A 14719-nucleotide genomic window follows, 5' to 3' on the forward strand; every position below is an offset into this window, starting at 1 on the left:
CATCAAAAAGACATGAAAGAAATAAAATCAAAAAATAAAACAATAAAACAATAAAATCATAATGTTAAATTAAATATTTATAATTAATCCCCATAGGATTAAAATTTAATTCCATATACATATGTGAAGATAATCACACAAAACAATTAAAAATAGACAATACGGGAATGAAATTTTTCAAATAAATGAAATCATTCAAAAGGAGTTCTATCAGAATCACCACCGCAAAGCGAAAATCCCCTCATCGTGAGAAAATCATGATCGCCATACGTAGCAGTCCGCCCCACCATTAGCTTATGAGCGAGCTTTTATCTCAACACGTTTTTTATCGTGATCTAACGCACGGAACGCAAAAAGGCAAATGGCTGAAACTGGTTTCAGAAATAACCATCACCTCATACCCTACAACCTGAGGTGAAACTAATGGCAAAAATAAGAGATTATCAAAAGCTCGCCAATGACATCCTGAACCATGTCGGTGGGCAAGAGAATGTTGTCAGCTTTACACGTTGTGCAACACGTCTTCGAATGGTGCTCAAAAACACCCCCAAAAATGCAAAAGATAAAGTAGAAAAATTAACGGGAGTTATCACGGTTGTTGAGAGTGGAGGGCAATTTCAAGTCGTCATCGGTACACATGTTTCCGATGTTTACGAACATATGGTTGGCTTGGTTGACCCGAGTAAACTCAATAGTGATGGCCAAAAAGTTCGAATCTTAGATGCCGTTATCGCATCGATGTCTGCGATTTTTGCCCCTATCGTGTACATTCTTGCCGCAGCAGGTTTACTGCAAGGTTTCTTGATTGTGGTTAAATATTTTGTCCCCACATTTACCTCAACAGGTACATTTGCGGTACTTAATTTTATGTCATGGACCCCTTTTGCATTTTTACCTGTGTTCATCGCCATTACGGCTTCTAAACACTTTAATTGCAATCCTTTTATTGCCGTATTCTGTAGCTGCGTACTCATAAACCCAGATTGGGCTGCCATTGCTGCCCAAATTAGCAACGGAGAAGTGATCACTTTTCTCTCTTTTCCATTAGCCAAAACGGTTTATACCTCATCAGTGCTGCCACCCATATTTATGATCTGGGGATTATCATACGTTGAAAGATATGCCAAACGCGTGATTCCTGCTATGGTAAGTGAACTGCTGACGCCACTCGTGTGTGTAATTATTGTGGTACCCTTAACTCTTGTTCTGATTGGCCCGGTCTCTAGTACCGCTGCAGAAGGGGTGGCTCATGGCTATAACTGGCTATTTGAAGCTTTCCCTCCTCTTGCGGCGGCACTGATTGGTGGCATTTGGCAGATGGTGGTGGTGTTTGGCGTTCACTGGGGAATTACTCCTGTGATCATGGCTAACTTTGATATGTACGGTCGAGATTCTTTCCAAGCGTTCCAGTCTATGGCAGTCATTGCTCAAATGGCGGCGGCTTTTGCCGTTGCATTTAAGTCTCGTCATCAAGCTCTTAAAGCTACCTCTTTTTCTGCGGGTATCACTGCGATATTTGGTATCACAGAGCCAACACTGTATGGGGTGACGCTGCGTCTTAAAAAACCCTTTATTTGTGGTTGTGTAGGAGGAGCAGCTGGCGCTCTTGTTGCAAGCTTATTTGGTACATATTACTACGCGTATGCTGGGTTACCCGGCCTTTTAACCGCGATGAATGCAATCAATGTGGGTAACCCTCAATCTTTCATCGGTATGGCGTTAGGTGTTGGTGTCACCATTGTCACGACTTTCATCCTGATCAATATTATTGGTTTTCAAGATTCTATTGCTGAAGATGACGCGCAGAAAACACCCGCGCCATCATCAGAGGCAACCGTAACACCTAAAGTCACGATGACCCTGATTAGCCCAGCAAAAGGTGAGTTAATCGCACTAGAAGAGGTCAATGATCCTAGCTTCTCTTCTAAGTTACTTGGAGATGGTGTAGCGATAAAACCCGTGGATGGGGTAATTAAAGCCCCCTGTGATGCCATCATCTCCTCGGTGATTGACAGTCACCATGCAGTAGGAATGACCTGTGAAAATGGTGCCAATATTCTGATTCACGTTGGGCTTAATACCGTTAACCTAAAAGGCCAATATTTTGAAACCAAAGTCGTTTTAAACCAGAAAGTGAAAGCTGGCGACCCTCTGATTCAATTTGATTGCCAAGCGATTAAAAATTCGGGTTATGACCTAACCACCCCATTTATCGTACTGAACAGTGATGAATTTTGTTTGAATATCAATAAACAAGAAAGCAATCAAATTCAGTTCGGACAACCACTAATTCAGTTAACACAATGAGCAATAATATGAGTAATACATTTCCAGAAGATTTCCTATGGGGCGGCGCGGTCGCTGCACACCAACTAGAAGGCGGATGGGACGCTAACGGAAAAGGCGTCAGTGTTGTTGATGTTTTAACAGCTGGTGAACATGGTGTTCAGCGAAGAATTACCGACGGCGTGCTGGCGGGAGAAAATTATCCAAACCAAGTTGCGATTGATTTTTATCACCGTTACAAAGATGACATTAAACTTTTTGCTGAGATGGGCTTTAAGTGTTTTCGTACCAGCATTGCCTGGACGCGTATTTTTCCCAATGGCGATGAAATGGAGCCCTGTGAAGCCGGTTTAGCCTTCTATGATGATCTCTTTGATGAATTGCTAAAATATGGCATTGAACCCGTCATTACGTTGAGCCACTTTGAAATGCCATACCATCTAGCAAAACAGTATGGCGGCTGGATGAACCGCAAAGTGATCGATTTCTTCGTTCACTACTCAACGGTGGTGATGGAAAGATACAAAAATAAAGTTAAATATTGGATGACGTTTAACGAAATCAACAACCAAGCGAACGTATCAGCCGATATTTTTGGCTGGATGTGTTCTGGCGTTAAATTTTCCGATTTTGAGCGGCCTCAAGAAGCGATGTACCAAGTCGTGCACCACCAATTTGTGGCCAGCGCATTGGTCGTGAAAAAAGGGCATGAGATCAACCCTAATATGAAAATTGGCGCCATGTGTGCCATGGTTCCTTTTTATCCAAGAAGTTCAAAACCTGAAGATGTCATGTTAGCGCAATGCGCAATGCGCGATCGTTACCTATTTTCTGATGTTATGGTCCGTGGTCACTATCCGGCATACGCCAAACGTGATTGGGAATTGAAAGGTTACCGTATCGAAATGCATCCAGAGGATAAGCAGATCTTAAAAGAAGGCAAAGCGGATTACTTGGGTTTTAGTTACTACATGTCTAACACTCTAGATTCCACCGCTTCACAGTCAACGGAAGAAAGTATGGATGGTGGCCATGAAAATTCGGTACCAAATCCTTATATCAAATCCAGCGATTGGGGGTGGCCTATCGACCCAACAGGCCTTCGTTATTGTTTAGCAGCACTGTATGAGAGATACGAAGTCCCTCTGTTTATCGTTGAAAATGGCTTTGGTGCGGTCGATAACATCGAGCAAGATGGCTCTATCAATGATGATTATCGTATCGAATACCTCAAGGCGCACATTCATGAAATGAGCAAAGCGGTAAGTATTGATGGTGTCGATCTACTCGGATATACGCCATGGGGATGTATCGATTTAGTATCATTTACTACAGGTGAAATGAAAAAACGCTATGGCTTTATCTATGTCGATAAACATAATGATGGAAGCGGAACTCTAGAGCGAAAACGTAAGAAATCCTTTGACTGGTATAAACAAGTGATTTCAACCAATGGTGAAAAGATTGAGTTTTAGATAACCGTCTGAAAAGGGTGGCGCATTGGTTTTATTGCCAATGCGTCTTTCCGTAAGATGTCTTTTATAACTGAGGGTTTTCCATGGCAGTGACGATGTTAGATGTAGCAAATAAAGCCGGCGTATCCAAATCAACGGTATCTAGAGTGCTAAATGGTAAAAACATTGTCCGCCCAGAGTTGGTAAGCCGAGTATTTGAAGCCATTAAAGACACGGGATACAGGCCCAATATTTTGGCTCAAAGCCTCTCATCACGTCAGACGAACTTTATTGGTTTTGTGATTGCAAACGTACTCTTTGACGGGCCTTATTTTTCTTCATTGATGTACCATGCAGCCTCATTTTGTGAAGATTCAGGTCATCAACTGGTGATGACAGATGGAAAACGCAGCAAGGTTGAAGAGCGGCACGCCATCAATTTTCTTTTGGATATGTGCTGCACTGGCATCATTATTTATCCCAAATATCTGAATGATAAAGAACTCGCCTCCATTATATCGAACGCTGATATACCGATCATGGTGATCAACCATGACATAGAAGAGCTACCCCAATACGCCATCACCACCGATCACTATCAAAGCGCAGTAAAGATGATGGAATACATTGTTGGGCAAGGGCATAAACACATTGCGATTATTCGCGGTAATGTCTGCTCAGGTACAGATAAGCAGCGTTATCAAGCTTACCGAGATGTGCTGGCAAAATATCACTTACCGTATCAATGTGAGCGAGAACAGCAAGGAAACTGGACTCTAGAAGGGGGATATTTAGCGGCACAACGATTGCTAGAGACGTCGGTGCAAGTCACTGCGGTACTCGCTTGTAATGATGATATGGCGATTGGTGCAAGCAAAGCTTTCAAGAAGGCGGGATTAAGCTTACCAGAAGAGATGTCTGTAGTTGGGTTTGATAACAGTAACGTCGGTGAGTATCTTTCTCCCAGTTTAACCAGTGTGAATATTCCTCTTAAAGCACTAACACAAAAAGCGATTCTTAACATTCTTGGAGAACATGAAAAAGCCGTTGCGATTGATACCTCTGCATCCATCATCTTCCGAGAGTCAGTACACCAAATGATGACCGAATAAACAGCCGCTCTCCATTATTCACCACGCTGAGAGATCAACCATAAGCGAGCAATATCTTCAGCAATATTACTGAGGTTTACTTCTGCTTCCGCTAACGCTTCTGGTAAGATGTTTTAACAAATTGAAAGAAGTTTTATAACTGATTCATAGCCGAAAGCTTTACTACTCCCAGCACAGTAGGGATCTCTATACAACAAACCGCCATCCTAACTTAGGATGGCGCAGTTTACCGTCTTATAAAAAGGCCTTGTATGGCAGTTCTGGCTCATCAACGAAAATATCTCTAAAGCCCCTGAAATGTTGATAATGCATACGCCCTTTATCGGTTGGGTAAGTATATTTGCCACCGACTTGCCAGAAGAAAGGAGCAAAACCGTATTGCAGGCGATCTTTTTTCATTTGCCACAATACTTCAATTTCACGTGGGTCATTTTGGAAGTTAGCCCAAATATCGTGATGGAATGGGATCACCACTTCACAATTTAATGACTCTCCGGCACGTAAAATATCAGAAGAGGTCATTTTATCGGTCACACCACGTGGGTTTTCACCGTATGAGAGTAGCGCCACATCAATCTTGTAGTCGTTACCATGTTTTGCATAATAGTTTGAATAATGTGAATCACCCGAGTGATAGATTGAACCACCTGAGGTTTCAATCAAATAGTTGACCGCGCGATCATCCATACCATCAAGAATCGCCTTATCATAAGATGAAACACCTTTAGGTAGCGTGATCAACGCAGTGCGGTCAAACGAGTCCAGTACTCGAACATTAATATCACCAACTTCAATGCAATCACCCACTTTCGCCACAATGCAGCGCTCACTCGGTACTCCCCAGCCTTGCCACAGATCAACGCAGGCTTGTGGCCCAATAAATTTCACATGTTCACCACAGTTTTGCAGCACTGCCGCTGCGACATTAATATCGATATGGTCAGCGTGATCATGCGTCGCCAACACCGCATCAATCTCTTTGATGCCAAACGGGTCCAACACAAAAGGCGAAGTTCTTAAGTTGGGTTGCAGTTCACGCACGCCCCCCATCCGCATCATTTGGTGTTGTGGGTTCATAAGCGGATTTTTTTGAGTTTTCTTACCCGTTCCACACCAAAAATCGATCGAAATATTGGTATTTCCAGCACTTTTTAGCCAAATACCGGTACACCCGAGCCACCACATAGCAAAGGTGTTAGCTTCCACCTCGGTCTTTTCTATCTCTTCATTCAGCCAAGTTCCCCACTCAGGAAAGGTACTTAGAACCCATGAATCGCGTGTGATTTCATCAATTTTACTCATAACAACACCTTTTATTTCACGATCAGTTAGACAAATTTTGGATGTAGGGAGCCAAGCGTCTTCATCGAAAGTGAAGACACTGAGCCTGTGTTTATTATTAGAATCTGTAGAGCGAAGTGCTTTCTATACCAGAATCACTTCTGTCCCTTGCTGTTGTAGTGCTTGGATAACTTGCGGCTCGGCCGCCTTACCAGTGATAACAATGTCAATTTTATTAGCCGGACAAAATAACATGCCGGTACGCTGCCCCACTTTAGAGCTGTCCACCACCACCACTAACTTGCCAATTTGTTCCAGCATCTGTTGCTCGGCAACGGCGGTGAGCATATCGGTTTTGTAGAGGCCATTTTCCGTCAGCCCTTTGCCACTGGTGAACATCCAGTGTCCAGCGTAGCCGCCTAACGAGTCAGGGGCGGGGTTGAGGAAAATGTTTTGTGCTTTGTTGTACTGCCCACCAATGATGATCACATCGTCGTGATCTTCATTAATCAAATAACTGGCCAGTGGAAAATAGTTAGTCACAATTTGAACATCTTGGCCACACAGCTCTTTACCGAGTAAGAAGGCGGTCGAACCGCAGTTAATCACTACACTGTCACCGGGTTTGCAGAGCTTAGCCGCAGCCATGGCAATGTGTGATTTTTCATGGAAATGCTCTGTAGTGTCGATATTTAATGGTGTCCAAGCACGCTTGCGATTTTCTAAACGTTCAGCGCCGTTGCGGACTTTCTTCAGCTTACCTAGCTCATCTAACTTAGAAATATCGCGCCGAGCCGTGGCCGGAGAGACGTTAAATTTTTCAATGATGTGCGCAACATTGATGGTGCGCATATTGTCTAGCAAAGACAGTATCTCGTTATGTCTTTGTACTTCATTCATGGTTATCACCTTATTTTTTCATCAAGTGATTACTTGGTGATTATTTATGATTTGTTTTGATTCTATTTCGCAGCCATCACAATGTCAAATATTCGAAGAACAAAACTTCCTTTTCAATCACAATAAAACACAACTAATTGATTTTATTAAATTTATCACAAAAACCGTGATTTAAGTATCAAATAACAGCTCCACTTGGTGCAGAAATTGATAAAAATCAAAATAATCACAAATGAGCATTGAATGATTACTTTTGATTGGTAAAGTCTATTTCGTGAGCAAAACAAGATGGAAATCAGCATCACCTTGCTGATCCACTCTGACCTACACCCAGCTTCGAGTAAGACGGGAATACACATAACGATAAATAGAGAATCAAGGGGTAAAGATATGCAGTTCATCTACGATATCTTCTACATTTTTTATAGCCAAGTTATGACTAAAGCACCTTTGCTGCTGGGCTTAGTCACCCTTATCGGGTATTGGTTATTAAGAAGAGACGCCACCACCATCATCAAAGGGTCGATCAAAACTATCGTCGGCTTTATGTTGGTACAAGTGGGTGCAGGAACCTTAGTGGCAGGCTTTAAGCCTGTGATTGAGAAATTATCGGAATATCATGGTTTAACCGGCTCGGTGATCGACCCGTACACCTCGATGATGGCGACCATGGAAATCATGGGGGATGATTATTCTTGGGTCGGCTATACCGTACTACTGGCACTGGCGATTAATATTTTGCTGGTTTTACTGCGTCGCTACACGGGCATTCGTACCATCATGCTAACGGGACACATTATGTTCCAGCAAGCGGGATTGATTGCCGTGTTCTACCTTGTACTCGGTGCGAGCATGTGGGAAACCATCCTTTATTCGGCTGTTTTGATGGCGCTTTACTGGTCGATCTCCTCCAACATTATGTTCAAACCCACTGAAGAAGTTACAGGCGGTGCCGGTTTCTCCATCGGCCACCAACAGCAAGTGGCATCTTGGATTGCGGTTAAGGTTGCCCCCAAGTTGGGCGACAAAAAAGACAGTGTCGACCACCTTGAACTGCCTAAATGGTTGCACATTTTCCACGACAGCATTGCCGCTACCGCGATTGTGATGACGTTATTTTTCGGCATAATTTTGCTCTCCTTTGGTTTAGACAACCTGCAAGCGATGGCGGGCAAAACCCATTGGTCTATCTACATTCTGGAAACTGGCCTTAAATTTGCGGTAGCGATCCAAGTGATTGTTGCAGGGGTGCGCATGTTCGTTGCTGAACTGTCTGAAGCCTTTAAAGGCATCTCAGAGCGCGTCATCCCTAACGCGGTGTTAGCCATTGACTGCGCCGCTATCTACGCATTTTCACCTAATGCCATGGTGTTTGGTTTCATGTGGGGCGCGATTGGTCAATTTACCGCGGTGCTGGCCATGCTCGCTTTTGATGCACCGATCATGATCATTCCCGGCTTTATTCCGATGTTCTTCTCCAACGCAACCATTGGTGTGTTTGCCAACCACTTTGGCGGCTGGCGCGCGGTTATGAAGATCTGTTTTGTGATGGGTATCATCGAAGTCGTTGGCTCAGCATGGGCCATTCACATCTTCAACCAATACGGCACCGAATTCAGTGGCTGGATGGGCATGGCCGACTGGGCGCTAGTCTTCCCACCGATCATGCAAGGCTTATCCGTCTCAAAACTATTCTTCTTTGTGCTAATTGCATTGGCTGGTGTGTACATGTTCTTCGCCTCTAAAAAACTGCGTGAAGAGGAAGATGCACAAGGTTTGGTAAACATCAGTGACGAGCCAGAAGTCATCGCCGCCGTCGAACAAGCACTGAAAGTCAGTGATGGCGTACGCCCGGTCAGCATTTTAGCGGTGTGTGGCAATGGACAAGGCTCCTCAATGATGATGAAGATGAAAATCGGTAAGTATCTAGAGAAGAAAGGCATTCCACACGTGATGGATTCCTGCGCAGTGTCTGATTATAAATCTAAGCTCGCCACCACCGATATTATCGTCTCATCAAAACATCTCTCTGGTGAGATGGAGGCCGGAGAAGGCAAATTTGTGCTCGGGGTACAAAACATGCTGAATCCGAACTCTTTTGGTGATGAGTTGCTCGACATCATCGATAAAAACTTTGTCACGTTGAAATAGCTATTGACGACCAAACGATAAGCACAAAAACGATAGGTACAAAAACAATAGGTGCCAGACGCACTGGCACCCACTCTGGAGATAGAACCATGGGACTAAAACAATCACTGATCGACAATGACTCCATTCAATTAAATGCAAAGGCGAGTACTTGGCAAGAGGCGATCAAAATCGGTACGGATAGGCTGATCAAATCAGGAGCCATCCACCCCTGCTATCACGATGCGATCATCAGCAGCGTTGAACAATTAGGCCCGTACATCGTCATCGCGCCGAATCTTGCCCTGCCTCATGCTCGCCCAGAAAATGGCGTGATCAAAACCGCCTTTGCTTTAGTGACGCTACAAACGCCTGTCTATTTTGATGGCGAAGATGAACCGGTCGATGTGCTGATCACCTTGGCTGGTAGCTCGTCTGATCAGCATATGGAAGGATTAATGGAAGTAACCCAAGTGCTGGATGATGAAGAGAGCGAGACTGGTGTTGATCTCGATAAACTGCGCCGTTGTCGTACCGCGCAGGATGTTTACCAAGTGATTGATCAAGCGTTAGCGACGCAATTGGTCGAGTGAGGATGTCATGTATAGCGAACTAAAACAGCGAGTATTTGCGGCGAACCTTAAGCTTCCCCAATACGGTTTAGTCACTTTCACTTGGGGTAATGTGTCAGAAATAGACCGCGAAAAGGGCGTCATCGCCATCAAACCTTCTGGTGTGGAATACGATGTGATGAAAGTCGATGACATGGTGATCGTTGACCTTAATGGCGCGATTGTAGAAGGCAAGCTCAATCCATCCAGTGATACCGCCACTCACCTTGAACTCTATAAAGCTTATCCAGAGATTGGCGGCGTGGTACACACTCATTCGCGTAGTGCCACCATTTGGGCGCAAGCGGGCATTGACATTCCTGCTTTAGGAACCACTCACGCCGATTATTTTTACGGTGACATCCCCTGCACACGCAAACTTTCTTGCGATGAAATCGCTGGCCAATATGAGAAAAATACCGGCCTTGTGATCATCGAAGAGTTCACACATCGGCGCATTGATCCGATGGCGGTGCCAAGCGTGATTGTCGCTGGGCATGCTCCTTTCTCTTGGGGCAAAGATGCTAACGATGCAGTTCATAATGCCGTCGTATTGGAGGAGATTTCCGCCATGGCGCTAGCGACTCGTTCGCTCAACAGTGGCATCAAAATTCAACCGGAATTATCCGATAAACACTATCAACGTAAGCATGGTGATAACGCTTACTACGGCCAAAGGTAGCGGCTATGTATAAAGTTCTCGCGCTCGATCTTGATGGCACGGTGTTGACTGATGAACACACCATTCATCCACAATTAAAACGGGCGATTCAACAGGCGCAGCAACACTGTCACGTGGTGATTGTGACTGGCCGTCACCACACGGCAGCGAAACCCTATTATCAAGAATTGGGGCTCACAACCCCCATCATCTGCTGTAACGGCACCTATGTGTATGACTACCAAAATGAAAAAGTGCTCAAGCACAATGCCATCCCCAAACACGATGCGTTGAGCTTTCTCGCTTTGGCTAAAGAGTTTCAAATGAAATTGGTGATGTATGTGACCGACGCGATGACCTATTCCAAGCGTAGCCCAATCGCCTACATGCAAGCGTTAGAAAAGTGGGCCAGCCAGTACCCACCTGCAGCACAACCTAAAATCGAACAAATTGACTCGTTTCGTCACCGCGTCGAGCAAGAAACGTTTATTTGGAAATTTGTGGTTGAAGGGCTACCGAGTTCCGTTGAACGACTTGCCCAACAAGCTTGGGTACAAGAGACATTCAACGGTGAGCGTTCATGGTCGAATCGCATCGACTTTGCTGCCAAAGGTAACAGTAAAGGTCAGCGCTTGGCTGAATATGTGCAATCGCTTGGCTACCATGCCAATCACGTACTGGCCGTCGGTGATAACCATAATGATATTTCAATGCTCGACTACGCCGGGCTCGGCGTGGCAATGCTCAATGCCGACGATACGGTGAAGTCCCACGCCAATCTGATTTGTACAACCGATAACAATCAAGACGGGCTCGCCCGTTTGATCCGTGACAAAATTGAAGGATAACTCTCATGACTAAACCAATGATCCAAATCGCGCTCGACCAAACTGACCTTATTTCTGCCATCGAAGTAGCAAAAAACGTAGCAAGCTTTGTGGATGTCATCGAAGTCGGCACCATCCTCGCCTTTGCTGAAGGTATGAAGGCCGTCAAAACGTTACGCCATAATCACCCTGACCATATTCTAGTGTGCGATATGAAAACCACCGATGGCGGCGCTATTTTAGCGCGGATGGCATTTGAAGCTGGCGCAGATTGGATCACCGTTTCTGCCGCAGCGCATATCGCCACCATCAGCGCGTGTAAGAAAGTCGCTGATGAACTGGATGGCGAAATCCAAATCGAAATTTACGGCAACTGGACCTTTGCTGATGCACAAGCGTGGATTGACCTTGGTATCACTCAAGCCATTTATCACCGTTCAAGAGATGCCGAACTGGCCGGTATTGGTTGGACAAGCGAAGATGTTGAGAAGATGCGAACGCTATCCGATATGGGGCTTGAGCTTTCCATCACAGGCGGCATCGTGCCAGAAGATCTCTATTTATTTGAAGGTATTAAGGCCAAAACCTTCATTGCAGGGCGTGCATTGGTCGGTGAAAAAGGTCGCGTCACGGCCGAAGCACTGCGCAGTCAAATCGATCGTTTTTGGTGCTAGGAGGCCGTATGTATCAGCATTTGCCACGCCAACGTATCGGGTTGTATGAAAAAGCGCTCCCCAATCATTTCTGTTGGGAAGAAAAGCTCGCCACAACAAAAGAACTGGGGTTTGATTTTTTAGAGATATCCGTCGATGAGTCAGATGAACGTCGTCAACGCTTAGACTGGGATGATGCAACCATCTATCAGCTACGAAGATGGTGTGAGCAATACCAAATCCCGCTGCAATCAATGTGTCTAAGTGCGCACCGTAAGTTTCCTTTTGGCTCGTCAGACCCCGCGATTAGAGAGCAAGCTATTCTGCACATGGAAAAAGCGATTACCTTAGCTTACAAACTGGGCATTCGCACCATTCAACTCGCAGGCTATGATGTCTATTACGAACCCGCTAATGAAGAAACTCATCAACGCTTCATTGAAGGCATGCAGCTTGCCGCCAAACTGGCCGAGCGTGCTGGCGTGATGCTGGCGGTGGAGATCATGGATACCCGCTATCTTAACTCACTGAGCAAATTCGAAATTCTAAAGCGGCAAGTACCCTCACCCTATTTTATGGCGTATCCAGATGTAGGCAACATTTCAGGTTGGAACTACGATGTATGCACAGAATTGGCGCTTGGTATGCCACACATCACGCAGATCCATCTTAAAGATACCTATTGTGTCACCCCAAACTACGCTGGACAGTTTCGAGATTTAGTGATTGGGCAAGGAGAGGTTAATTTCGACGCCATTTTCCAAACCTTGAAAAAGACACACTGCGTTGTGCCGATGGTGATTGAGATGTGGGCACAAAATGAAGATTGGCAGCGCGACATTCGTACCGCTCAACAACGGTTAAACCAAGCGTGTGACGCCGCAGATTTACCTCGTTTATTTAACCTATAGCTCCTTTATTCAATCAATAAATCGTGCTTTTATGCATTCTTCATCCTGAACTTGGATAAGGCCGCGCTAGCCTCCCCCGTGAGCGCGGTCTCTTTTCTTGGCAAATGTTGACATCGCCAACACAATCGCGCAGAGTTGCCTCTTGATAACGCCCCGATGCATAACACTCTGAGAACCAATGAAATTACTTCACTTACAACTCTTCTGGTATGAAAAGCATCACACCCTGTTAGAAATGGAAGCGCTCCCCACACTGACGTCAACCCAAGAACAAGCGCTGATAGAGTGGGTCAAATGTCGACGCAAAATATTAAGCTTTGAGGCCCACCAGCATACTTGGGTAAAAGTGAATGTGGACGGTTTTTCTTCTGCCTTGCATTTAAAGTCCAATGGCACGTTGGTCGAGCAAGATCTGTTTGGTGAAAAAACACTGCAAGGATTGTGGAAAGTCATCGACGGTTTGTTATTTATTAAAGTGATCAGCGGTGAATTTATTGTCGAATACCAGATTGTTGGCCATAACGAACACAGCATTCACTGCGGTATTGAGTACATCAACGGTCGAGTCAGTACCTACAGCAAATTTATTCAAACGCGATGAGTCACATTCTGTTTTAAAGCGTTATGCATACTCTTGCTACTTGAATCTGCAGCGATATTGGCCACGGCTGTTCAAATTTGTTCCAGACAAATTTGTCACTCACTTATCGCCTACTTGCAACTCCAAGTTGTTTGGGTATATACCCTGTATTTTCAGTAACATCGCGATAGCTGCCATAAACGCCCAACACTTTCAGCGGTGTTGATGAGGTTAACTTCAGCTTCCGCTAATGCTTCTGGTAGGCTCATGGCTCGAGGCGTACAAGGAAAAACCGCATCGATGCAGTGCTGATAAACCGCTTGATAATTCTCTCCCGTACAACCGGCCACCGCAATAACCGGAATATTGAATGCTTTGGCAAGCTTAGCCACTCCTACCGGCGTTTTGCCATAAATGGTTTGCTGATCAATGCATCCTTCACCGGTAAATACGATATCAGTATCAACTAGTTTTTCAGCTAATCCTACCGTATCAAGCACCATATCAATGCCTGATTTCACTATCGCTGGAGTATAGGCCATCCATGCTGCCCCCATCCCTCCGGCAGCACCGGAACCTTTTACAGAAAGTACATGATGACCCGTCACTTGTTCAGTGAATAAGCCAAAGTTGTATAACGCTTGATCAAGCGTTATCACGTCTTCAGCACTAGCACCTTTTTGGGGGCCAAACACTGCCGAGGCTCCCCTGTCACCGCAAAGTGGATTATCGACATCACAAGCGACAAATATTTCACACAGCGCTAGCCGAGCATCTAAATCTGAAATATCAATTCGGGATAACTCAGTTAGCGCTAGCCCTGAAGGAGCAAACTCATCGCCATTTTGATTATAAAATTTCACACCTAAAGCAGCGAGCATACCGCTGCCAGCATCATTGGTGGCACTACCGCCTAAACCAATCATGAAACGTCTTATTCCAGCATCTAATGCATGTTTCACTAATTGACCCGTGCCATAACTACTGGTCAATTTGGGATCCCGCCGTTGGTTCGGTACTAGATTAAGCCCACTGGCTTGAGCCATCTCGATAACGGCAGTTTTACCGTCTCCCAGCACACCATAAACAGCCTCGACCTGATTGCCTAAAGGAGCATTCACTTCAGTGAGCACCAACTTACCGCCTGTTGCATCCACCAAGGCTTGAACCGTCCCTTCGCCACCATCAGCAACGGGAATACAGACAAATTCTGCCTCTGGCCATACTCGTTTTAACCCCGTTTTAATAGCTTGGCTCACTTGTTTCGCGGTTAAGCTTTCTTTAAATGAATCGGGGGCGATCACTATCTTCAT

General features: G+C 45.1%; 13 protein-coding genes. 10 read left to right on the forward strand and 3 right to left on the reverse strand.

What is annotated here, in order from left to right; translation table 11 throughout:
- Positions 1-423: 423 nt before the first annotated feature.
- The 3 genes from FKN05_RS06080 to FKN05_RS06090 all read left to right on the forward strand — a co-directional run bounded on the left by FKN05_RS06080 (position 424) and on the right by FKN05_RS06090 (position 4852).
- Entirely contained in the window at positions 424-2307 is a 1884-nt protein-coding gene (locus tag FKN05_RS06080) for a glucose PTS transporter subunit IIA (protein WP_170887099.1), read from the forward strand.
- An 8-nt stretch (positions 2308-2315) separates the two neighbouring features.
- Positions 2316-3761 (forward strand): 6-phospho-beta-glucosidase, encoded by a 1446-nt coding sequence (locus FKN05_RS06085; RefSeq protein ID WP_170887100.1) that lies wholly within the window; start codon positions 2316-2318, stop codon positions 3759-3761.
- A gap of 83 nt (positions 3762-3844) precedes the next feature.
- Positions 3845-4852 (forward strand): LacI family DNA-binding transcriptional regulator, encoded by a 1008-nt coding sequence (locus FKN05_RS06090; RefSeq protein WP_170887101.1) that lies wholly within the window; start codon positions 3845-3847, stop codon positions 4850-4852.
- Positions 4853-5086: 234 nt separating this feature from the next.
- On the opposite strand, the gene ulaG is transcribed toward FKN05_RS06090, so the two are convergent.
- Complete coding sequence (ulaG, locus tag FKN05_RS06095) at positions 5087-6154, reverse strand: L-ascorbate 6-phosphate lactonase (RefSeq protein ID WP_099611975.1); 1068 nt, start codon at positions 6152-6154, stop codon at positions 5087-5089.
- Positions 6155-6277: 123 nt separating this feature from the next.
- A complete protein-coding gene (ulaR, locus tag FKN05_RS06100) occupies positions 6278-7033 on the reverse strand; it encodes an HTH-type transcriptional regulator UlaR (protein WP_170887102.1) in 756 nt (251 codons plus the stop codon).
- 390 nt (positions 7034-7423) lie between these two features.
- Between ulaR and FKN05_RS06105 the strand changes: the two genes are divergently transcribed.
- From FKN05_RS06105 to FKN05_RS06135, 7 genes are all read left to right on the forward strand, one after another.
- A complete protein-coding gene (locus tag FKN05_RS06105) occupies positions 7424-9184 on the forward strand; it encodes a PTS ascorbate-specific subunit IIBC (RefSeq protein ID WP_170887103.1) in 1761 nt (586 codons plus the stop codon).
- An 89-nt stretch (positions 9185-9273) separates the two neighbouring features.
- Positions 9274-9756 (forward strand): PTS sugar transporter subunit IIA, encoded by a 483-nt coding sequence (locus tag FKN05_RS06110; protein ID WP_170887104.1) that lies wholly within the window; start codon positions 9274-9276, stop codon positions 9754-9756.
- 7 nt (positions 9757-9763) lie between these two features.
- Entirely contained in the window at positions 9764-10456 is a 693-nt protein-coding gene (araD, locus tag FKN05_RS06115; RefSeq protein WP_170887105.1) for an L-ribulose-5-phosphate 4-epimerase, read from the forward strand.
- Positions 10457-10461: 5 nt separating this feature from the next.
- On the forward strand, positions 10462-11283 hold the full coding sequence (locus FKN05_RS06120) for a pyridoxal phosphatase (protein WP_099611970.1): 822 nt from the start codon (positions 10462-10464) through the stop codon (positions 11281-11283).
- A 5-nt stretch (positions 11284-11288) separates the two neighbouring features.
- Positions 11289-11936, forward strand: coding sequence for a 3-keto-L-gulonate-6-phosphate decarboxylase UlaD (locus tag FKN05_RS06125; RefSeq protein ID WP_010316854.1), 648 nt, complete (start codon positions 11289-11291; stop codon positions 11934-11936).
- 8 nt (positions 11937-11944) lie between these two features.
- Positions 11945-12826: an L-ribulose-5-phosphate 3-epimerase gene (locus tag FKN05_RS06130; protein ID WP_099611968.1), complete on the forward strand. Its 882-nt coding sequence runs from the start codon at positions 11945-11947 to the stop codon at positions 12824-12826.
- A gap of 178 nt (positions 12827-13004) precedes the next feature.
- A complete protein-coding gene (locus FKN05_RS06135) occupies positions 13005-13427 on the forward strand; it encodes a hypothetical protein (protein ID WP_099611967.1) in 423 nt (140 codons plus the stop codon).
- Positions 13428-13579: 152 nt separating this feature from the next.
- Here FKN05_RS06135 and FKN05_RS06140 read toward each other — a convergent pair whose 3' ends face one another.
- Positions 13580-14719 (reverse strand): glycerate kinase, encoded by a 1140-nt coding sequence (locus tag FKN05_RS06140; protein ID WP_170887106.1) that lies wholly within the window; start codon positions 14717-14719, stop codon positions 13580-13582.

The organism is Vibrio sp. 1-1(7) (genome assembly GCF_013048485.1).
Taxonomy (GTDB): Bacteria; Pseudomonadota; Gammaproteobacteria; order Enterobacterales; family Vibrionaceae; genus Vibrio; species Vibrio fujianensis.

Coding starts and splice junctions, on each gene's coding strand:
- ulaG (WP_099611975.1), bottom strand. CDS start 6,154: ATGAGTAAAATTGATGAAATCACACGCGATTCATGGGTTCTAAGTACC.
- FKN05_RS06080 (WP_170887099.1), top strand. CDS start 424: ATGGCAAAAATAAGAGATTATCAAAAGCTCGCCAATGACATCCTGAAC.
- araD (WP_170887105.1), top strand. CDS start 9,764: ATGTATAGCGAACTAAAACAGCGAGTATTTGCGGCGAACCTTAAGCTT.
- FKN05_RS06135 (WP_099611967.1), top strand. CDS start 13,005: ATGAAATTACTTCACTTACAACTCTTCTGGTATGAAAAGCATCACACC.
- ulaR (WP_170887102.1), bottom strand. CDS start 7,033: ATGAATGAAGTACAAAGACATAACGAGATACTGTCTTTGCTAGACAAT.
- FKN05_RS06110 (WP_170887104.1), top strand. CDS start 9,274: ATGGGACTAAAACAATCACTGATCGACAATGACTCCATTCAATTAAAT.
- FKN05_RS06125 (WP_010316854.1), top strand. CDS start 11,289: ATGACTAAACCAATGATCCAAATCGCGCTCGACCAAACTGACCTTATT.
- FKN05_RS06140 (WP_170887106.1), bottom strand. CDS start 14,719: ATGAAGATAGTGATCGCCCCCGATTCATTTAAAGAAAGCTTAACCGCG.
- FKN05_RS06090 (WP_170887101.1), top strand. CDS start 3,845: ATGGCAGTGACGATGTTAGATGTAGCAAATAAAGCCGGCGTATCCAAA.
- FKN05_RS06130 (WP_099611968.1), top strand. CDS start 11,945: ATGTATCAGCATTTGCCACGCCAACGTATCGGGTTGTATGAAAAAGCG.
- FKN05_RS06085 (WP_170887100.1), top strand. CDS start 2,316: ATGAGTAATACATTTCCAGAAGATTTCCTATGGGGCGGCGCGGTCGCT.
- FKN05_RS06105 (WP_170887103.1), top strand. CDS start 7,424: ATGCAGTTCATCTACGATATCTTCTACATTTTTTATAGCCAAGTTATG.
- FKN05_RS06120 (WP_099611970.1), top strand. CDS start 10,462: ATGTATAAAGTTCTCGCGCTCGATCTTGATGGCACGGTGTTGACTGAT.